The sequence below is a fragment of the Luteimonas sp. A611 genome, assembly GCF_054072715.1.
Genome location: NZ_JBSVRP010000006.1, coordinates 19261 through 38007 on the forward strand (window position 1 = coordinate 19261; position 18747 = coordinate 38007).

Annotated in this window: 19 protein-coding genes; 11 read left to right on the forward strand and 8 right to left on the reverse strand. The window is 71.6% G+C overall.

Going from position 1 to position 18747, the window contains the following annotated elements:
- The first annotated feature begins 17 nt into the window (after positions 1–17).
- Both ACW5EG_RS16150 and ubiA read left to right on the forward strand, forming a co-directional pair.
- On the forward strand, positions 18–884 hold the full coding sequence (locus ACW5EG_RS16150; RefSeq protein ID WP_457020365.1) for a hypothetical protein: 867 nt from the start codon (positions 18–20) through the stop codon (positions 882–884).
- Positions 885–928: 44 nt separating this feature from the next.
- Positions 929–1828, forward strand: a complete 900-nt coding sequence (ubiA, locus tag ACW5EG_RS16155; protein WP_457020367.1) for a 4-hydroxybenzoate octaprenyltransferase — start codon at positions 929–931, stop codon at positions 1826–1828.
- 57 nt (positions 1829–1885) lie between these two features.
- Here ubiA and ACW5EG_RS16160 read toward each other — a convergent pair whose 3' ends face one another.
- A complete protein-coding gene (locus ACW5EG_RS16160; RefSeq protein WP_457020369.1) occupies positions 1886–2440 on the reverse strand; it encodes an HdeD family acid-resistance protein in 555 nt (184 codons plus the stop codon).
- Positions 2441–2517: 77 nt separating this feature from the next.
- Positions 2518–3246, reverse strand: coding sequence for a double zinc ribbon domain-containing protein (locus ACW5EG_RS16165; RefSeq protein ID WP_457022320.1), 729 nt, complete (start codon positions 3244–3246; stop codon positions 2518–2520).
- Positions 3247–3295: 49 nt separating this feature from the next.
- Between ACW5EG_RS16165 and bioB the strand changes: the two genes are divergently transcribed.
- The 6 genes from bioB to ACW5EG_RS16195 all read left to right on the forward strand — a co-directional run bounded on the left by bioB (position 3296) and on the right by ACW5EG_RS16195 (position 9136).
- Positions 3296–4405: a biotin synthase BioB gene (gene bioB, locus ACW5EG_RS16170; protein ID WP_457022322.1), complete on the forward strand. Its 1110-nt coding sequence runs from the start codon at positions 3296–3298 to the stop codon at positions 4403–4405.
- 14 nt (positions 4406–4419) lie between these two features.
- Entirely contained in the window at positions 4420–5640 is a 1221-nt protein-coding gene (gene bioF, locus ACW5EG_RS16175) for an 8-amino-7-oxononanoate synthase (RefSeq protein WP_457022324.1), read from the forward strand.
- On the forward strand, positions 5637–6638 hold the full coding sequence (locus ACW5EG_RS16180; protein ID WP_457022326.1) for a multidrug resistance efflux transporter family protein: 1002 nt from the start codon (positions 5637–5639) through the stop codon (positions 6636–6638). The genes bioF and ACW5EG_RS16180 overlap by 4 nt, the downstream gene beginning before the upstream one ends.
- Positions 6635–7423 carry a pimeloyl-ACP methyl ester esterase BioH gene (gene bioH / locus ACW5EG_RS16185; RefSeq protein ID WP_457022328.1) on the forward strand — a complete coding sequence of 263 codons (789 nt, stop codon included), beginning with the start codon at positions 6635–6637 and terminating at the stop codon, positions 7421–7423. The genes ACW5EG_RS16180 and bioH overlap by 4 nt, the downstream gene beginning before the upstream one ends.
- Positions 7420–8346: a malonyl-ACP O-methyltransferase BioC gene (bioC, locus tag ACW5EG_RS16190; RefSeq protein WP_457022329.1), complete on the forward strand. Its 927-nt coding sequence runs from the start codon at positions 7420–7422 to the stop codon at positions 8344–8346. The genes bioH and bioC overlap by 4 nt, the downstream gene beginning before the upstream one ends.
- 193 nt (positions 8347–8539) lie before the next feature.
- The gene (locus ACW5EG_RS16195; RefSeq protein WP_457020381.1) at positions 8540–9136 is read left to right on the forward strand and encodes a hypothetical protein; all 597 of its coding nucleotides are present in this window, start codon (positions 8540–8542) and stop codon (positions 9134–9136) included.
- Between the two features lie 251 nt (positions 9137–9387).
- Here ACW5EG_RS16195 and ACW5EG_RS16200 read toward each other — a convergent pair whose 3' ends face one another.
- From ACW5EG_RS16200 to ACW5EG_RS16215, 4 genes are read right to left on the reverse strand one after another with little or no spacing between them, the layout of a single operon-like run.
- Positions 9388–10419: a glycoside hydrolase family 16 protein gene (locus ACW5EG_RS16200; RefSeq protein ID WP_457022331.1), complete on the reverse strand. Its 1032-nt coding sequence runs from the start codon at positions 10417–10419 to the stop codon at positions 9388–9390.
- A gap of 22 nt (positions 10420–10441) precedes the next feature.
- Positions 10442–10879 carry a ketosteroid isomerase-related protein gene (locus tag ACW5EG_RS16205; protein ID WP_457022333.1) on the reverse strand — a complete coding sequence of 146 codons (438 nt, stop codon included), beginning with the start codon at positions 10877–10879 and terminating at the stop codon, positions 10442–10444.
- Between the two features lie 53 nt (positions 10880–10932).
- On the reverse strand, positions 10933–11544 hold the full coding sequence (locus ACW5EG_RS16210) for a YdcF family protein (protein WP_457022335.1): 612 nt from the start codon (positions 11542–11544) through the stop codon (positions 10933–10935).
- Positions 11541–12506 (reverse strand): pyridoxal-phosphate dependent enzyme, encoded by a 966-nt coding sequence (locus ACW5EG_RS16215; RefSeq protein ID WP_457022336.1) that lies wholly within the window; start codon positions 12504–12506, stop codon positions 11541–11543. The genes ACW5EG_RS16210 and ACW5EG_RS16215 overlap by 4 nt, the downstream gene beginning before the upstream one ends.
- A gap of 123 nt (positions 12507–12629) precedes the next feature.
- On the opposite strand from ACW5EG_RS16215, the gene ACW5EG_RS16220 reads away from it, so the two are divergent.
- Both ACW5EG_RS16220 and mnmG read left to right on the forward strand, forming a co-directional pair.
- Complete coding sequence (locus ACW5EG_RS16220; RefSeq protein WP_457022338.1) at positions 12630–13334, forward strand: hypothetical protein; 705 nt, start codon at positions 12630–12632, stop codon at positions 13332–13334.
- Between the two features lie 498 nt (positions 13335–13832).
- Entirely contained in the window at positions 13833–15752 is a 1920-nt protein-coding gene (gene mnmG, locus ACW5EG_RS16225) for a tRNA uridine-5-carboxymethylaminomethyl(34) synthesis enzyme MnmG (protein ID WP_457022340.1), read from the forward strand.
- Between the two features lie 296 nt (positions 15753–16048).
- On the opposite strand, the gene ACW5EG_RS16230 is transcribed toward mnmG, so the two are convergent.
- Positions 16049–17176: a porin gene (locus tag ACW5EG_RS16230; protein ID WP_457022342.1), complete on the reverse strand. Its 1128-nt coding sequence runs from the start codon at positions 17174–17176 to the stop codon at positions 16049–16051.
- 223 nt (positions 17177–17399) lie between these two features.
- Complete coding sequence (locus ACW5EG_RS16235) at positions 17400–17585, reverse strand: oxidoreductase-like domain-containing protein (RefSeq protein WP_457022344.1); 186 nt, start codon at positions 17583–17585, stop codon at positions 17400–17402.
- Positions 17586–17750: 165 nt separating this feature from the next.
- Between ACW5EG_RS16235 and ACW5EG_RS16240 the strand changes: the two genes are divergently transcribed.
- Entirely contained in the window at positions 17751–18710 is a 960-nt protein-coding gene (locus ACW5EG_RS16240) for a cation diffusion facilitator family transporter (protein ID WP_457020391.1), read from the forward strand.
- Positions 18711–18747: the final 37 nt, after the last annotated feature.

An 18747-nucleotide genomic window follows, 5' to 3' on the forward strand; every position in this document is an offset into this window, starting at 1 on the left:
CGCCCGAGGAGATCCGCATGAAACGACTGCTGCTTGCCGTGGCCACCGCCCTGCTTGTCGTCCCCGCCAGTGCGCCGTTGCAGGCTACGTCGGGGGCGGTCGCGCCCGACATGCAGGTGGCCGGCGCCCTGGTCCTGCGCGTGCGCGCCAGCCTCGCCGAGCACTTCGGCCCCAAGCGCGCGGCCAGGGTCGCGATCAGCGCGCGCGACGGCGCCGTGCGCGTGGAGGCGCCGGAGCTGTCGCTGCGCGATCGCGAGCGGGTCGAGAAGATCGTGCGCGAGGTCCCGGGCGTGACCGAAGTCATCGCGGTCGTCGGCACGGTGCTGCGTCCGCCCACGGCCGCCATCGTGGGCGAGAAGGGGCGCCTGCCGGCGACGGGGACCGCGGGTGTGGTCGGTGAGAAGGGTCGTTTGCCGGCAACGCGGGCCGCGGGCGTCGTCGGCGAGAGGAGGCGTCTGCCGCCCGCCGGCTCGGCGATCGTGGGCGAGAAGGGACGCCTGCCGACGACGGGCACCGCAGGTGTCGTTGGCGAAAAAGGTCGTCTTCCGGCCATGCGCGCCACCGGCATCGTCGGCGAGAAAGGGCGAGTGTCGAGGACGCGTGTCGGGAACATCGACCCGCAGCCCGCTGCAGGCGCCAGGGTCCAGGCTGGCACCGCCGCCGCCAGCCCGCGCCTGGACGATGCGACCCTGGCCAGGATGGCCCGCGAACGCCTCTTCCAGCGCCTGGGTGAACGCGATGCGGCGCGGGTGCGGGTCCAGGCGCGCGACGGCGTGGTCGTCGTGGAGCCAGTCCAGCACGCCGTGCCGGATGCCAAGCGCGTCGCCGAAGCACTGTCCGGCCTCGCGGGCATGCGGCGACTCGACAACCGCCTGCAGCCGTAGCGCCCTGCAGGGGACGGCGAGCCGGCGCTGGTACCCTTTGCGCCATGTCGCATGAACATCCCGTGCCGCCAACGGCCTCGCAACCGGACTGGCGCGGACGCCTGTCGCTGTACTGGACGCTGGTGCGCGGCGACCGCCCGATCGGCTGGCTGCTGCTGCTGTGGCCGACCTGGTGGGGGCTGTGGATCGCCGCCGACGGCGTGCCGCCGCTGTGGATCCTGTTCGTGTTCAGCGCCGGGGTGTGGCTGACGCGCTCCGGCGGCTGCGTGATCAACGATTACGCCGACCGCTGGCTCGACGGCTCGGTCGAGCGCACCAAAGAGCGGCCGCTGGCCACCGGCGCGGTGTCGGGGCGCGAGGCGCTGATGGTGTTCGCCGTGCTGATGCTGGCGGCGTTCGCGCTGGTGCTCACGCTCAACCGGCTGGCGGTGCTGATGAGCGTGGTCGGCGTGCTGCTGGCGGCCAGCTATCCCTACCTCAAGCGCTACACCTACCTGCCGCAGGTCTACCTGGGCATGGCGTTCGGCTGGGGCATCCCGATGGGCTTTGCCGCGGTGCAGGGTGAAGTACCGCCCGTCGCCTGGGTGCTGTACGTGGCCAACATCTTCTGGGCCACGGCCTACGACACCTGGTATGCGATGGTCGATCGCGACGACGACATCCGCATGGGCTCGAAGTCGACGGCGATCCTGTTCGGCGAACTCGACCTGGTGGCGCAGGGCGTGCTGTATGCGATGACGTTCACGGCGCTGGCGCTGGTGGGGCGGCAGGCCGGGCTGGGCGTGTATTACTGGGCCGGTCTCGGGGTTGCGGCGCTGCTGGTGGGCTGGGAATTCATGCTCGCCCGCTATCGCGACCGCGCCGCCTGCTTCCGCGCGTTCCTGCACAACCACTGGGTGGGGCTGGCGGTGTTTGCCGGCATCGCGGCCGACTACGCACTCTGACGCGCCGTTTACCGGGTCGCGCGCGTGCGGACCCGGTGAACGACGCATCGACGCCGGTCACACCGGCTGCGGCCGCTGCAGCTTGCGCAGGCGGATCGCGACGCCCACCTGCAGCGCGCCGTAGACCAGCGCGCCGATCGCGATCCAGAACGCGACCGCCAGCATGCCGAGGCCAGGGCGGGCGAAGAACAGGATGCCCAGGGCCAGCGCGAGCACGCCGCTCATCAACAGCAGCCATTCGCCGCGCACCAGCTTGCGCACCTGCACCGCGAATACGACTCGCGCCAGGCCGGCGATCACCAGCCACAGCGCCAGCAGCCACAGCAGGGCCCCGGCCATCTGCGCCGGCTGCAGCACCGCAAGCAGGCCGAAGCCGATCGAGATTGCCGCATACAGCAGCAGCAGCCAGTTGGGCAGGGCGATATCCCGCCGGAAGATGCTGAGCAGGCTGACCAGTCCGTCGGCCAGCGACAGCACGCCGAAGGTCAGCACCAGGGCCAGCACCGAGCGGTCGGGCCAGAACAGGGACGCGAGGCCGAAGGCGATCGCGATCACGCCGTAGAACAGGAACAGCCACCAGCTGCGGCTGACGTCAACAAAAGGACCGGCCATTGCGCGCTCCATTCGCACCGGCGGCGGCCGGCCCGGGGCCACTGTACGCCTCTCGCACGCGGCAAACGTGACGCCGGTCACGGTACCCGCGCGCAGACCCAGGCGTCGACCCGGGCGACCCCGGCGCGGTGCAGCGCGACGGCCGCCGCGTGCAGGGTGGCCCCGGTGGTCATCACGTCGTCGACCAGCACGACATGCGCGGGCAGCGCGACGCGGCGGTCGACGCCGAACGCGCCGCGCAGGTTGCGTCGCCGGGTCGCGGCGTCCAGCTCCGACTGCGGCGCGGTGGCGCGGTGGCGGACCAAGGCCCCGGGCAGCAGCGGCAGGCCCAGCGCCCGTGCCAGCGGCCTGGCCAACTCCAGCGCCTGGTCGTAGCCACGACGGCGCAGCCGGCCCTGGTGCAGCGGCACCGGCAGCAGCGCGTCCGGGCGCAGCAGCGCGGCAAAGCGCAGCGCCATCGCATCGGCCAGCAGCCGCCCCGCAGCCAGGTCGCGGTGGAACTTGAACCGCGGCAGCAGCCGGTCCACCGGCGCGGCGTAGCGGAACGCGGCATGCACGGCCTGCAGTGGCGGCGGGTGCTGCAGGCAGGCGCCGCAGGACGCCGCGGCCACCGGCAGGGGCAGGGCGCAGCGCCCGCAGGCGGCATCGTTCCAAGGCAGTGCGGTCGCGCAGGCGGGGCACAGGTCGGCGCCCATCAGCGCGGCTTCGCCGCAGGCCAGGCAGCGCGCCGGACACAGGCGCACGCCCAGCCGGCGCCACCAGCCGTCAACCGGCGTGCCCTGGATTCGGTTGACAGGCCCCGGCATGCTTTCCAGACTGCCGGCCCGCCTCCGCCGTGTCTGTCAGGGAAAGCCGATGCCTGCCGTCAGTCCGTTCCGTTCCGCCGCCGCCCCGGGCGCTGCGCCGATCCGCCACGATTGGACGACCGACGAGGTCGCGGCCCTGCTGGACCTGCCGTTCACCGAGCTCCTGTTCCGCGCTGCGCAAGTGCATCGCCAGCATTTCGACCCGACCGAGGTCCAGATCAGCACCCTGCTGTCGGTCAAGACCGGCGGCTGCCCCGAGGATTGCGCCTACTGCCCGCAGGCGCAGCGCTACCACACGGGAGTCGAGGCCACCAAGCTGATGTCGACCGAGGCGGTGCTGGAGAAGGCGCGCGCGGCGAAGGACGCAGGCGCCTCGCGCTTCTGCATGGGCGCGGCCTGGCGCTCGCCCAAGGACCGCGACATCCCGAAGGTCGCGGCGATGATCCGCGAGGTGAAGGCGCTGGGGCTGGAAACCTGCGCCACCCTGGGCATGCTCAGCGGCACCCAGGCGCAGGCGCTCAAGGGCGCGGGCCTGGACTACTACAACCACAACATCGACACCGATCCGGAGTTCTACGACGCGGTGGTCCGCACCCGCGAGATCCAGGACCGGTTCGACACCCTGGAACACGTGCGCGACGCGGGCATGAAAACCTGCTGCGGCGGCATCGTCGGCATGGGCGAGACGCGCCGCCAGCGCGCCGGCTTCCTGCGCACCCTGGCCAACCTGCCGGCGCACCCGGACTCGGTGCCGATCAACCGCCTGGTGCAGGTCGAAGGCACGCCGCTGCACGGCACCGCCGAGCTCGATCCGTTCGAGTTCGTGCGCACCATCGCGGCCGCGCGCCTGCTGATGCCGGCTTCGATGGTGCGGCTGTCGGCCGGGCGCGAGCAGATGTCCGACGAGCTGCAGGCGCTGTGCTTTGCCGCCGGCGCCAATTCGATCTTCCACGGCGAGAAGCTGCTGACCACCGGCAACCCGGACGTGGCCCACGACCAGGCCCTGTTCGAGCGTCTCGGCCTGCGCGCGATGCAGGTCAGCGTGGACGCGCCGGACCACGACCATGGTGGTACCGTGCATGCGGACATCTCGGCCGGGTGCGACGCAGGCATTGTCGACCCCGCCCCGGGATACCGCGCGGCAGGGGGCCGCGTCTGACAGGGAACGCCGTCATGTCGACCGAACGCCCGGATCTGCACGCCCGCGTGGTGGCATCGCGCGAACAGCGCAGCGCCGGATCGGCGCGCCGCGTGCGCCGCGAGGTGCTGCGCCGCGACGGTGTCCGCTGCGAGGTGGCCGATGGCCACGGCGGCACCCGCAGCCTGCTCAACTTCTGCAGCAACGATTACCTGGGCCTGTCCCAGCATTTCGCCGTGGTCGGCGCGATGCAGGACGCGGCCGCGCGTGATGGCGCCGGCGGCGTCGCCTCGCACCAGGTCTGCGGCCACCACGCCATCCACGGCGCGCTCGAGCGCGAACTTGCCGACTGGCTGCAGGTGCCGCGCGCGCTGCTGTTCGGCAGTGGCTTTGCCGCCAACCTCGCGGTGCTGCAGTCGCTGCTGGGCGACGAGGACGTCTGCGTCCAGGACCGGCTCAACCACGCCAGCCTGATCGACGGTGCGCGCCTGGCCGGCTGCCGCCTGCGCCGCTATCCGCACGTCGACGTGGAGGGTGCGCTGCGGCAGCTGCGCGGCGCGCCCGACGGTGCGGCGATGCTGGCGACCGACGGCGTGTTCAGCATGGACGGCGACATCGCGCCGCTGCGCGAGTTGGCGATCGCCGCGCGCGTGCAGCGTGCGCTGCTGTATGTCGACGATGCGCACGGCATTGGCGTGCTGGGGCCCGATGGTCGCGGTTCGGTCGCCGCCGCGGGGCTCGATGCCGCGGCCGTGCCGCTGCGCCTGGTCACGCTCGGCAAGGCGCTGGGCAGCGCGGGCGCGGTGGTGGCGGGCGATGCCGACCTGGTCGAGCACCTGGCCGAAACCGCGCGTCCCTATCTTTACACCACGGCGCTGCCGCCGGCGCAGGCCGCGGCAGCGCTGGCGGCGGTCAAGCTTGCGCGCCGCGAGCACTGGCGCCGCGAGCGCCTGCAGGAGCTGGTGCAGCGCTTCCGCGCGCGTGCCACGCAGCATGGCCTGCAGCTGCTGCCGTCCGAAACCCCGATCCAGCCGCTGCTATGCGGCGACAACGCGCGCGCCATGGCCATGTCCGAATCGCTGCAGCACGCCGGCTACTGGGTCGCCGCGATCCGTCCGCCGACCGTGCCCGAAGGCCAGGCGCGGCTGCGCGTCGCCTTCAGCGCCGCGCACGAGCCCGCCCAGGCCGAAGCCCTGGCCGACGCGATGGCCCTGGCCCGCGACCGCGCCGACGTCGCCGCCAGCCGCAGCGCATGACCCGCTCCGATGTCCATGGCCGCGTCGCACTTGCGGCGATCGGCCTGGCGCTGCTGTCGGCGCTGTTCTTCACCATGACCTACGTGCTCAACCGCGCCAGCGCCAGCGGCGGCGGGCACTGGGCGTGGCTGGCCTGCCTGCGCTACCTGATCACCCTGCCGCTGATGTTGCCGCTGATGCGCATGCAGGGCGGGATGGCGCCGGTGCTGCGCGCGATCGCCGCGCATCCCTGGGCCTGGCTGCGCTGCGCGGGCATCGGCTTCGTGCTGTTCTACGTGATGCTCTCCTACGCCGCCGCCAGCGGGCCGTCGTGGCTGGTCGCCGGCTCGTTCCAGTTCACCGTGATCGCGGGAATGCTGTGCGCGCCGCTGCTGTACCGCGACGCGCGCCGCCGCATCCCGCCGGCGGGCCTGGCGGTGGCGGGGCTGATCCTGGCGGGCGTGCTGCTGATGCAGTTCGGCCACGCCAGCGGTGCGCTCGATCGCGCCGCCTGGATCGCGCTGGGCTGCGTGCTGGTCTCGGCGGTGGCCTATCCGCTCGGCAACCGCCTGCTGCTGCTGCACCTGGAGCGCAGCGGCGAGCCGCTCAACGCCACCCAGCGCGTGTTCGGCATGACCCTGGCCAGCCAGCCGCTGTGGCTGCTGGTGGCTGCGTATGCGGCGCTGCAGGCGGGCCCGCCCACGCTGGCCCAGGTCTGGCTGTCGGCGGGCGTGGCGCTGTCGGCGGGCGTGATCGCGACCATCCTGTTCTTCCAGGCCACCGGCATGGTCCGCAACCAGCCGCTGGCGCTGGGCGCGGTGGAGGCGATGCAGGGCGCCGAAGTGGTGTTCGCGGTGCTGCTGGGCGTGCTGCTGCTCGGCGAGCCCTTGCCTACCGGGATGTCGCTGCTGGGCGCGGCGGTGGTGGTCGCCGGCATCATCGCGTTCGCATGGGCGGTGGCGCGGCCGGCCGCGGGCCGGGGTGAGACGCGCGTGCTGCGCACGGACAAGGGTGCATGAACGACACACTTCAGATCGAAACGACCGGCCACGGGCCGGACCTGGTGCTGCTGCACGGCTGGGCGATGCACTCGGGCGTGTTCGCGGCGCTGGCCGAACGGCTGTCGACGCGCTTCACCCTGCACCTCGCCGACCTGCCCGGCCACGGCGGCAGCCGCGACAGCGCGTTGCCGCTCGCGCTCGAGCCGGTGGTCGAGGCCTTGGTCGCGCGCGTGCCGCGGGCGCTGTGGGCGGGCTGGTCGCTGGGCGGGCTGTTCGCGCTGCACGCCGCGGCCACGCGCCCGGCGCAGGTGCGCGGCCTGGCCATGGTCTGCGCCAGCCCGCGCTTCGTGCGCGGCGACGACTGGCCGCTGGGCATGTCGCCGGAGATCTTCCGCGGCTTCGCGCTGGGCCTGCGCGCCGACTACCGCGCCACGCTGGAGCGCTTCATCGCGCTGGAAGCGTTCGGTTCGGACGATGCGCGCCACGAGATGCGGGTGCTGCGCAACGAGGTGTTCGCACGCGGCGAGCCGGCCGCCCACGTGCTGGCCGATGGCCTGGCGCTGCTGGAAACGGCCGACCTGCGCGGCGTGCTGCCGACGCTGGCGATGCCGAGCCTGTGGCTGGCCGGGCGCCGCGACCGCCTGGTCGATCCGCGCGTGATGCAGGCCGCCGCCGCGCAGCTGCCGCAGTCCGAGGTAGTGGTGGTCGAACACGCCGGGCACGCGCCATTCCTGACCCACGCGGACGAAGTGGCAACCGCGATCGCCGCACTGGCTGATCGCATCGAAGGCGATGCGCGATGAGCCGCACGCCTGATCCGCTGTTCGACGCACGCCAGGTGCGGCGCGCGTTCTCGCGCGCTTCCGCCGGATACGCGTCCGCTTCGACGCTGCAGCGTGAGGTCGAGGTGCGGCTGCTGGAATCGCTCGACCTGCTGGCCTTGGACTCTGAGCGCGAGCGCGATTGGCAGCCAGGTCTGGTGCTGGATGTCGGCAGCGGTCCGGGTCACGCCGCGCAGGCGATGCGCCAGCGCTGGCCCAAGGCGCGCATCGTCGCCCTCGACCTGGCCCTGCCGATGCTGCGCACGATGCCGGCGCGCGCCGGCTGGAACCCGCTGCGGCGCCCGGTCGATCGCGTCTGCGCGGACCTGCGTGCGCTGCCGCTGGCCGATGGCAGCGTCGACGTGCTGTTTTCCAACCTGTGCCTGCAGTGGGTCGCCGACCTGCCGGCCGCATTCGCCGGCTTCCGCCGCGTGCTTCGCCCCGGCGGCGTGCTGCTGTGCTCGACCTTCGGTCCGGACACGTTGTGGGAGCTGCGCGAGGCCTTCGCCCGCGCCGACGATGCGGTGCCGCACGTGAGCCCGTTCGCCACCATCGCCCAGTTCGGCGATGCGCTGATGCACGCGGGGTTCCGCGACCCGGTGCTCGATCGCGACCTGTTCGTGCGCGGCCACCCCGACCTGCCCGACCTGATGCGCGAGCTGCGCGCCATCGGCGCCACCAACGCGCTGCACGCGCGCCGCCACACCCTGACCGGGCGCGCCCGCTTCGCCGCGGCCGCCGACGCGTACGAGCCACTGCGCGGCCCCGACGGCCTGCTGCCGGCGAGCTGGGAAGTGATCACCGCGATGGCCTGGGCACCGCAGCCGGGCGCACCGATCCGCGAGGGCGGCAACGAGATTGCGAGTTTTCCGGCAAACCGGATTCCGGTGCGGCGACGGGGTTGAGCGCGGGGCGCATCCCGCCACCGCGGGCCCCCACCCAACCCTCCCCCGCAAGCGGAGGAGGGCTTTACCGCATCGCTGTTTTGCTCCCTCCTCCGCTTGCGGGGGAGGGCTGGGGTGGGGGCGCTCCCGCCGCGACGGCGCCGATTCACACCGCCCGCCCTAGACTCGCCCCGATCCTTCCCCCGGACCAGCCATGAAATCGCTGCTTGCCGCCCTGTGCCTCTCGCTCGTCCCCGCGTTGGCCACGCACGCCCAGTCCCCGAGCATCGACCTGTCCGGCATCGATCCGATGCAGGTCATCGCCGGCGCCAACGATGTGCTGCTGCGCGCCCCCGACACCGACATCGACCGGCTGTTCAAGGCCGTCCACGCGGCCTCGCGCGACGAGCGCGAGGCGCGCGGCCTGTGCGCGCTGTTCGAACCCGATGCCGACCGCAGCCTGCTGGGCCTGCAGCGCGCAGCCAACGCCCTCGGCGAACAAAGCCGCATCCGCTTCATCGACGCGGTCACCGCGGTCGCGGTCAGCGGCCTGCAGGGGCCGCCGGCCGCCTATGACCCGGCCACCGGCGAGCAGGCGCTGAAGGCCGCGACCGTGACCGGGATGATGCTTCACGACGGCTTCCTGCTCGGACTGTCGAGCACCGGCCGCGACCACGCCAGTCGCGACGCGCGCTGCACCGCGTTCCGGCAGATGGTCGACGTGCTCGATGGATTCAGCCCCGGCGAACGCGTCGCGGCAACCCGCTACCTGCTCAGCGAAGGCCTGTCGCGCTACGGCGCCGACCTCTGATCCAACGCCATCACGGCGCGACCGCACCGCAACCAACCCGCGCGACCGTCTGCTGCAGGAGCGGCTTCAGCCGCGATCGTCGCGTGCAGATGGCACCGGACATCCGGTCGCGCCTGAAGGCGCTCCTGCAGGGAAGCGATGCTACATCGCAGCAACCCCGTCGACGCTGATCTGCTTTCCGCAGGAGCGGCTTCAGCCGCGATCGTCGCGCGACAGATGGCGCTGGACATCGTTCGCGCCTGAAGACGCTCCTACGGCAGCGCCGACCGTGGACGTTCCGATCGCGCCGCTTCGCGCGGCTTCATCGGAGCCGCAGGCACGACCATCGGCTTCGCGCCCTGCATTTGCACAGCCGGCCGTACACTCGTCCGCGGCGGCGGCGCCAGCGGCTGGCTGCCGCTGCGGCGCCGGCGTTCGACGTTCTGGTGCACGCGTACCCAATCCACGTACATGCGCTGCGGGAAGGTGCTGCCCGTATCCGGGCTGCCCGGCCAGCTGCCGCCAACGGCGACGTTGAGCAGCAGGAAGAAGGGCTGGTCGAACACCCAGGGCCCGCGCGCCTCCACCTGCGCGCGCGTGACCGCGTAGAACTGCACGTCGTCGACGAACCAGCGGATGCCGGTCGCATCCCACTCGACCGCATACACGCGGTAGCCCGCGTCGGCGCGCTGGCCCAGGTCGTGGGTGCCGGCGAGTGGCGTATTCCCCGAATAGCCCGGCCCGTGCAGCGCGCCGTGGGTGAGCGTGGGCTCGGAGCCGACGTGCTCCATGATGTCGATCTCGCCGCTGTGCGGCCAGCCGACCTGGTCGAAGTTGGCGCCCAGCATCCAGAACGCCGGCCAGATGCCCTGCGTCTGCGGCAGGCGGATGCGCGCCTCCATGCGGCCGTGGCGGAACTCCTGCTTGGCGCGCGTGACCATGCGGCTGGAGCTGTACTGGCAGGCGCCGTACCAGCAGGTGGCGCCGGCGGGGGCGCCGCGACGTGCCTCGATCACCAGCACCCGGCTGCCGGCCATCGAGTCGTACTGGATGAAGGCGTTGCGGCCGTCGGTGTAATGCTGCAGCTCCTGGTTGCCCCAGCCGTGGCCGCCGGTTTCGAAGCTCCAGTTGCCGGCATCGATGGTCTCGAACTCGTCCGACCAGACCAGGCTGGTGGATGCTGGCGCGGCATCGATGCCGACCTGCCGCGGCGCGCTGCCCGAGGCGCAGGCCGCGGACATCGACGTCGCGGCCAGCGCCGCGGTCGCCAGCATCAGGCGCCACGAATACGTCGAACCTGTCATGCGTCGTTCCCCTGGTGTGCTGTCACGATCCGTTCTGGCGAACCTGCGCCTGCCAGTCGGCGAGGTTGTAGTAGTTGCTCACCCGCGCGATGCGGCCATCGCGGACCTCGAAGAACGCGCCGCCGGGCAGCACATAGCGCTGCCCGTTGGCCGGCGGCAGTCCTTCGTCATCGGCCAGGTATTCGCCGTGCACCACGTACTCGGCGGCGAGCCGCGCACCGTCGGCGGTCGCCATCACCACGATGTCGTGCAGCTGTTCGCGATAGCAGCGGTCCATGCGCGCCATGAACGCGGCAAAGGCCTCGCGACCGGTCTGGCGCGGCCCTTCGTTGAGGTCGTGCACGACGTCGTCGGCGAGCAGGGCCAGCATCGCCTCGCGGTCGCCGCGGTTGAAGGCGGCGTAGTAGGCCAGCACCAGTTCGGTGCCGCGATCATGGAGGCGGTTGCCGTCGATGTGCATCAGCAGGACCCCGCAGGCGCGTGGATCCGCGCCTGGCGATGATAGCGTGGCGGCTAGCGCGGGCGGACGAACAGGTCGCGATGGAAGAAGTAGACCTCGCGCGCGAGGAATTCCCAGCGCGTGCGGAACGAACGGAAGCGCGTGCTCGGCGTCGGCGATCCGAGCGCATCGATGCCCAGGCCACGACACAGGCGCAGCGCGCGCGCCATGTGCAGCGGATCGCTGACCACGATCGCGCGCTCGAGGCCGTTTTCCTGCATCAGCCGGCGCGCCTCGAACAGGTTCTGGAAGGTGGTCTGCGAGGTCGATTCGATCAGGATCGCCTCATCGGGCACGCCGGCGCGAATCGCGTAGCGGCGCGCCACCTGCGATTCGGCGAAGCGCGCGCCGCCGCCGCCATAGCCGCCGGTGAAGATCAGCTTCTGCGTCAGTCCGCTGCGGAACAGGTCCAGGCCGTGCTCGATCCGCGCCTTGAACACCGGCGAGGGCACCGCGTCGTACGCGGCCGCGCCCAGCACGATGACCACATCGGCCGGCGCAGCCTGGTCGCGCTCGCCAACCCAGTGGATCCAGCCTGCCACGCCACCCAGCCACAGCACGCACAGCAGGATCAGCCGCAGCAGCCAGCGCGGGAATCGTCTGCGGCGCGGCGCCGTGCGCTTCATGCCGCCACCCACGGCAGCCGATCGGGATCGGCGTTGCCGCCGGTCAGCACGATGCCGACGCGACGCCCGGCAAAGCGCGCCGGATACGCCAGTACCGCCGCCAACGCCACCGCCGAGGACGGCTCGACCAGCAGCTTGAGCTCGACCAGCAGGCGCCGCATCGCCGCAATCGTGTCTGCGTCCTCGACCGCCAGCACCTGCGCGCCGTGCGCGTGCAGGATGCGAAAATTCAACTCGCCCACGAGCGTGCGCAGGCCGTCGCAGATGGTGTCCGGGACGAAACCGGTGCAGCGTTCCCCGCGCTGCAGTGATTCGAGCGTGTCGGCGGCGCCGGCGGGTTCGGCAAGCACCAGCTCGACCCCGGTCGCCATTCCGGCCAGGGCGATCGCGCTGCCGCTGGCCAGCCCGCCGCCGCCGACCGGCACCACCACCACGTCCAGGTCGGGCACTGCGTGCAGCAGCTCCAGCACGGCCGTGCCCTGGCCGGCAATCACCCGCGGATCGGCGTAGGGGTGGACCAGGGTGGCGTCGCTCGCCGCCTGCACCCTGGCGCACATCGCCTCGCGCGCCTCGATGGTCGCAGCGCATCGATGCAGTACCGCGCCCTGCTCGGCGATCCGCGCGAGCTTGGCGCCGACCGCGCCGTCGGGCACCACCACGTGGCAGGGAATCCCGCGCAGCCGCGCGGCCAGCGCCAGTGCGCCGCCGTGGTTTCCGGAGGAGTGGGTGACCACGCCACGTGCGGCCTCGCCGTCGGAAAGCGAAAACACCGCATTGCAGGCGCCGCGGAACTTGAACGCGTTGCCGCGCTGCAGGCATTCGGCCTTGAACGCCAGGCGGCAGCCCGCCAGCGTATCGAATGCCGTGGCGCGCAGGACCGGAGTCACCCGCGCATGGCGCGCGATCCGTGCCGCCGCGTCCAGCACGTCGTCGAACTGCGGAAGCGGCGGGACGGCAGACATCGAGCACAGACTAGCCGATCGCCGGGAGCCGTGTTCAGGTACCGCAACGTGATACCGGCAGGATTAAGCACGGATTCAATGGGTCCGGTCGATGCTGCAGGTTCGCAGAACGGGGGGTAGGCCATGATCCACAAGCTGTTGGTCCCGCTGATCGCCGCAGCGGCGTTGTCGGGCTGTGCCAGCGACTACTACCATCGCGGCAGCGGCGGTGGCGACTATTACTACGGCAGTCCCGCCTATTCGACCTACTACGGCGCGCCCTACAGCTCGCTGGGCTACGGCGCGGGCGGCTGGTATGGCGGCGTGGGCTATGGATACGACCGCTACTCGCCCTACCGGCGCCATTACGGTTACGGCGGCTGGGGTGGCGATGCCTACTACGGTGGCCAAGGCTATTACGGCTACTCGCGCTGGCCGTACGGCTACTACCCGTACCATCCCCGTCCGCGGCCGCGGCCCGATGACGAGCGGCCGCCGACGGTCGAGCGCGTCACCGGCGGCAACCAGCCGCCGCGGCGCATGATGGCGCCGCAGCCGCAGCAGTCGTCACCCGCCCTCCAGCGGATGCGTCGTTCGGGGGACGCGCCGATGATGCGTCCTGCGCCCAGGCCGGGCATGTCCATGCCCGCACCGCAGCAGCCGCGCATGCAGCAGCGCCGCAGCTCGCAGCCGCTGTCGCCGGCGATGCGGCCTGCCCCCGCCAGTGCCCCACGGATGGCCCAACCGGCACCGCGTCCGCAGACAGCAGCCCCGCGGGCGACATCGCGGCCCGCACCTCGGTCCGAGCGGTCGGGATCGCGGGTATATGACGATCGTTCCGAACCGTAGGTCGCAAACCACTTGCACCCGGCGCAAGGCGGGTGCAAGCTGCCCCTCACTGACCGGTTGCGTCGGATTACGACGTAATCCGGTCCAGAGCGACAAAATAGTTCGCTAGTCGACGCCCGGCGGGGGATACCGGATCCCCCCTGTTCCGCTCCCGCCGGGCGTCGGCGCCTCCTTCGCGAGGCGCCGGGCGCCGCACCAGAAGCCCCACAAGGGCTGCGGAGTCCACAAAAGAATGGGGCCGGATGTCCCCCGACATCCGGCCCCTTTGCTTCCCCGGGTTGTGCATGGCCAGCCCTGTTCCAATCTCCGGCCGCGCCCCCCAAGACGCTTGCCAACCCGGGTGCGGGAGTAAGGGTCGCAGGAAGCGTGCCAACTCATCCGGATCTGCCGGCTACCGGCCCCATCGCGCCTGACCGTGCCGCTTGCCGCAGTTGCAGCCGTGGACGCCGGACCGGAACATGCCGCAGCTTTCGCGCCCCCGCGGCGCCATCGACTTCCATGACCCCAGACTTCCATCGCTACGACGTGATCGTGATTGGCGGCGGCCACGCCGGCACCGAGGCCGCGCTCGCGTCCGCGCGCGCAGGTGCGCGCACCCTGCTGCTCACCCACAACATTGAGACCGTGGGTGCGATGAGCTGCAACCCGGCCATTGGCGGCATCGGCAAGGGCCACCTGGTGCGCGAGATCGACGCGCTGGGCGGCATCATGGCGAAGGCCGCCGACGCCGCCGGCATCCAGTGGCGCCGGCTCAACGCTTCCAAGGGGCCGGCGGTTCGGGCGACCCGCGCCCAGGCCGACCGCGCGCTGTATCGCGCCTTCATTCGCCGCGCGGTGGAGCATCAGCCGGGCCTCACCGTATTCCAGGCCGCAGTCGACGATCTGGTGATCGAAGGTGACGCGGTGCGCGGCGCGATCACCAACACCGGCCTGCGCTTCGACGCACCGGCGGTGGTCCTCACCGCCGGCACCTTCCTCGCCGGCAAGGTGCATATCGGCGAGACCCAGTACGCGGCCGGGCGCATGGGCGATCCGCCTGCGGTGACGTTGGCCGCGCGCCTGCGCGAGCGCCCGTTCAAGGTCGACCGGCTCAAGACCGGCACGCCGCCGCGCATCGATGGACGCACGCTCGACTATTCGGTGATGGTCGAGCAGCCCGGCGACGATCCGCGCCCGGTGTTCTCGTTCATGGGTTCGCACGCCGACCATCCGCGCCAGGTGTCGTGCTGGATCGCCCAGACCAGCGAGCGCACCCACGAGATCATCCGCAATGCGCTGCATCGTTCGCCGCTGTACTCGGGGCAGATCGAGGGCATCGGCCCGCGTTATTGCCCGAGCATCGAGGACAAGGTGGTGCGTTTTGCCGAGAAGGCGAGCCACCAGATCTTCGTCGAACCCGAGGGGCTGGACGGCGTGGAGATCTACCCCAACGGCATCTCCACCTCGCTGCCGTTCGACGTGCAGCTGGCGCTGGTGCGCTCGATCGCCGGCTTCGAGCAGGCGCACATCACGCGTCCGGGCTATGCGATCGAGTACGACTTCTTCGATCCGCGCGGGCTGAAGACCTCGCTCGAGACCAAGGCCATCGCCGGGCTGTTTTTCGCCGGCCAGATCAACGGCACCACCGGCTACGAAGAGGCTGCGGCGCAGGGCCTGCTGGCCGGGGTCAACGCCGCGCGCTGCGTGCGCGGGCTGGCGCCGTGGTCGCCGCGGCGCGACCAGGCCTACCTCGGTGTGCTGGTCGACGACCTGATCACCCACGGCACGTCCGAGCCGTATCGCATGTTCACCTCGCGCGCCGAGTACCGCCTGCAGCTGCGCGAGGACAATGCCGACCTGCGGCTGACGCCGGTGGGCCGGGAGCTTGGCCTGGTCGACGACGCGCGCTGGTCGCGCTTCGAGGCCAGGCGCGAGGCGATCGCGCGCGAGACGCAGCGCCTGGGCGGCTTGCGCGCCTCGCCGCACAACGCCGCCGGTCGCGAAGCGACGCAGCTGCTGGGGATCGAGCTGAGCCGCGAAAACAGCGCGCTCGACCTGCTGCGGCGGCCGGAGCTGGACTACGCCAGGCTGGTATCGCTGCCGGCGTTCGCGCCGGATGCGGCGGTGGCGCCGGACGTGGCCGAGCAGGTCGAGATCGAGACCAAATACGCCGGCTACCTGCAGCGCCAGCGCGACGAGATCGCGCGCCAGCAGCGCAACGAGGGCACGTCGATCCCTGATCGGCTCGACTACGCGCAGGTGCGCGGCCTGTCGGCCGAGGCCCGCCAGAAGCTCGAGCGCGTGCGCCCGCAGACCATCGGCCAGGCGCAGCGCATTCCCGGCATGACGCCTGCGGCGGTGTCGGTGCTGCTGGTGCACCTGGCCCGGCAAAAACCGGGCGCAGCCGCTGCAGGCGCGCCGCGCACGGCGGCGGGGTGATCATTCGACGGGTGATGACGAGGGGCCTGTTCTGATGCCTGTCATTTCGACCGCAGGGAGAAATCTCCGCAGACGCCGCGGCCCTGGATTTATCCCTGCGGTCGAAATGACAGGCGTTCTGTCCTGTCAGGCATGCGGCTCCCAGCGTCTCAGAGAGAAATCCAGGGTCGGGATGCTGCGATGCCGCGGCCGGCCAGATTTCTCCCTACGGTCGAAATGACAGGATTGCCGGCGGGCAAGCGTCGCTTGCCCGCCGGCAGCGCTGTTGCCCGGAGCAGGTGGACGGCGCAGCGGTCTCAGAACTTCCAGGTCGCGCGCACGTACAGGTCGTCGTCCCGGCGCGGGCCCGCGGCGCTGGCGGGCAGGTCGATTTCCTCGCGGCGGCGGACGCGCGCGTCGAGCTGCCAGGCTTCCGCGGCCTGCCAGACCCAGCGCGCCTCGAGCATCTCGTCGTTGGGGCGGAAGTCGCTCGACAACAGCCAGCCGTCGGCGACGCGGCCATAGACGATGCCGAAGTCGTGGTCGGGCAGGACGTCCATGAAGCTGAAGGAGGCCTGCCAGGACAGCGCGTCGGCGTCGCCGATGCCGGAGTTCACCGCTTCGCGGCGCGGCGTCCCGGGCGCCCAGCCGATCTCGCCGCCGAGCCGGAACTTCGTGCCGCCCTGGCCCAGCGGCCATTCGGCGGCGGCCTTGGCGGTCACCGCCAGATAGTCCTCCAGCGCCGGATCGGCGAGGCCGTTGGAGCGCAGCGCGGACGGCAGCCAGGTCATCGTGACCATGCGCTGCACCACGGGGCCGATCGCGGTTTTGGATTCGGCCGCCACGAACAGGCTGGCGCGCGAGCCGCTATCGGCGAAGTCCAGCGGCGGGCGCAGCGCCCCAGTGGGGCCGCGACGATCGTTGTGGCGCGCGATCACGTGCGTAGTCCAATCGCTGCCGCGCCACTGCCACCAGATGCCGTCGGTCCAGCTGATGTCGAAGTTGGTGCTGTCGTTCTGGTCCAGCGACTTCTTCATGATGTCGTCGATGCCGAACGCAGCCTGGAAGCGGCCCAGTCGCAGGCTCCAGGGCGATTGTGTCGGGCGGTATTCGAGGTAGGCCTCGTCGATGGTGGCCTGGCCGTCCTCGAGTCCCCCCGGCCCGGGCGCGTAGGTCCGCAGCCAGAACTCGTCATTGCCCTGTTCCGTGTCCAGGCGCGCGGCCACACGGCCGCTGGCGTGCCAGCCACCGCCGAGGTCGCCGCGCACGCGCAAGCGCGCGCGGGCGCGGACGCTGTCGGCGTCGGTGGTGGCGCCGCTGCGGGCGCGGGTTTCAGAGCTGACGTAGCCGAAGCGGACGTCGCCGCTGGTCTGCCAGGTATCGTCGGCCTGCGCGCCGGCGGTGGTCAGCGCGAGTGCGAGCAGGAGGGGGGCGGGACCGCGCAAGACGGGCGTGGACCTGTGGCGGGACGGGTCGGGATGCGGGGGCATGGGGGATCACCTGACGATAGGCCCGGTGAAGATGCCGGACGGCGCGAGTATGCCCGCCGGCCGCGGTCGCGACCTTGACGCGGATCAGGCAGCCACCCGTGACGCGTAGGCAAGAACGCTCAGTCCGTCGTGCCGGCAACTGCGCGGCCCGCGGCCCCGGCGGGTCAATGAAATGGCTTCAGGTCGGCGCCTGGCCCGGATGGCGCTCCAGCCACTTCGCCAGCCGCTGGCGGTAGTCCTGCAGCTCCTCGGCGTAGCTGTCGTTGACGCAGGGATCGCAGCCGCTGTCGCAGCAGTCGCTGGGCAGCGGCGGCTCGGGCGGGATCGGGCGCGGATCGTGGTCGGGGTGGAGGAGGGTGTTCAAGCTCGGTGGCCGGAGCGGCGGTATGGCGTTGTCCACAAGATGGGGACGGGAGCCGCAGGGTTCAAACCCGACGAGGCCGCGCGCGGTGTGGCGCCGGCGTGAACCGGAATCCCCGCGCCTGCGCTAGCCTGATGGCGCCGCACATTCGCCGGCATGGAGGTCGTGGTGCCCGTCGACGAAGGCTCTGGCTGGCGCCTGCGCGCCGATACGGAACTGGGGGTGCTGCGCATCTCGGTGACGGTAATCGTGCTGTTCGCAGGGCTGGGCATCACGATGGGCCTGCTGTCGGGGTCGTTCGCGATCGTCTTCGACGGCGTGTACTCACTGATCGATGCCTGCATGACCACGGTCGGGCTGCTGGTGGCGCGACTGATCGCGGCATCGAACGCCGGTGGCCTGCGCGACCGCCGACTGGTCGAACGCTTCACCATGGGCTTCTGGCACCTGGAGCCGATCGTGCTCGGTGTCGACGCGCTGCTGCTGACCGGGGCCGGGATCTACGCGCTGATCCACGCCGTCGACGCCTTCCTGACCGGTGGCCGCGAGCTGCAGTTCGGCATGGCCGTGGCCTATGCGGCGGTGGCCACGGCGGTGTGCGTGACCATGTGGCGGTTCCAGCTGCGCGCCAACCGGCGCATCCGTTCGGCCTTCGTCGCACTCGACGCCAAGGGCTGGCTGATGTCGGCGCTGATCGCGGCGGCGCTGCTGGTCGCCTTTGCCGCCGGCTGGTTCGTGGAAGGCACGGCGCTGGACTGGATCACGCCCTACATCGACCCGGCGGTGCTGGCGCTGGTGTGCCTGGTGATCATCCCGATGCCGCTGGGTACGATCCGCCAGGCGCTGGCGGACATCCTGATGGTCACGCCGCCGGACCTGAAGCGGCATGTCGACACGGTGGCGCGCGACATCGTGCTGCGCCACGGCTTCATCGACTACCGCGCCTACGTGGCGCGGGTCGGCCGCGGCCGCCAGATCGAGCTGGCTTTCATCGTTCCGCGCGGATGGCCGGCGCAGACGGTGGAGGAATGGGACCTGCTGCGCGACGAGATCAGCGAGGCGATCGGCGAGGACACCCCCAACCGCTGGCTGACGATCGAGTTCACCGCGGATCCGGAGTGGGCCTGAGCCCGGGCGCGGTCACACCGCCTGCAGGCCACCGCCG

What these genes read in the sequence shown, in the direction of transcription:
- ACW5EG_RS16150 (WP_457020365.1), top strand. Translation starts at nt 18, where the DNA reads ATGAAACGACTGCTGCTTGCCGTGGCCACCGCCCTGCTTGTCGTCCCC.
- ubiA (WP_457020367.1), top strand. Translation starts at nt 929, where the DNA reads ATGTCGCATGAACATCCCGTGCCGCCAACGGCCTCGCAACCGGACTGG.
- ACW5EG_RS16160 (WP_457020369.1), bottom strand. Translation starts at nt 2,440, where the DNA reads ATGGCCGGTCCTTTTGTTGACGTCAGCCGCAGCTGGTGGCTGTTCCTG.
- ACW5EG_RS16165 (WP_457022320.1), bottom strand. Translation starts at nt 3,246, where the DNA reads ATGCCGGGGCCTGTCAACCGAATCCAGGGCACGCCGGTTGACGGCTGG.
- bioB (WP_457022322.1), top strand. Translation starts at nt 3,296, where the DNA reads ATGCCTGCCGTCAGTCCGTTCCGTTCCGCCGCCGCCCCGGGCGCTGCG.
- bioF (WP_457022324.1), top strand. Translation starts at nt 4,420, where the DNA reads ATGTCGACCGAACGCCCGGATCTGCACGCCCGCGTGGTGGCATCGCGC.
- ACW5EG_RS16180 (WP_457022326.1), top strand. Translation starts at nt 5,637, where the DNA reads ATGACCCGCTCCGATGTCCATGGCCGCGTCGCACTTGCGGCGATCGGC.
- bioH (WP_457022328.1), top strand. Translation starts at nt 6,635, where the DNA reads ATGAACGACACACTTCAGATCGAAACGACCGGCCACGGGCCGGACCTG.
- bioC (WP_457022329.1), top strand. Translation starts at nt 7,420, where the DNA reads ATGAGCCGCACGCCTGATCCGCTGTTCGACGCACGCCAGGTGCGGCGC.
- ACW5EG_RS16195 (WP_457020381.1), top strand. Translation starts at nt 8,540, where the DNA reads ATGAAATCGCTGCTTGCCGCCCTGTGCCTCTCGCTCGTCCCCGCGTTG.
- ACW5EG_RS16200 (WP_457022331.1), bottom strand. Translation starts at nt 10,419, where the DNA reads ATGACAGGTTCGACGTATTCGTGGCGCCTGATGCTGGCGACCGCGGCG.
- ACW5EG_RS16205 (WP_457022333.1), bottom strand. Translation starts at nt 10,879, where the DNA reads ATGCACATCGACGGCAACCGCCTCCATGATCGCGGCACCGAACTGGTG.
- ACW5EG_RS16210 (WP_457022335.1), bottom strand. Translation starts at nt 11,544, where the DNA reads ATGAAGCGCACGGCGCCGCGCCGCAGACGATTCCCGCGCTGGCTGCTG.
- ACW5EG_RS16215 (WP_457022336.1), bottom strand. Translation starts at nt 12,506, where the DNA reads ATGTCTGCCGTCCCGCCGCTTCCGCAGTTCGACGACGTGCTGGACGCG.
- ACW5EG_RS16220 (WP_457022338.1), top strand. Translation starts at nt 12,630, where the DNA reads ATGATCCACAAGCTGTTGGTCCCGCTGATCGCCGCAGCGGCGTTGTCG.
- mnmG (WP_457022340.1), top strand. Translation starts at nt 13,833, where the DNA reads ATGACCCCAGACTTCCATCGCTACGACGTGATCGTGATTGGCGGCGGC.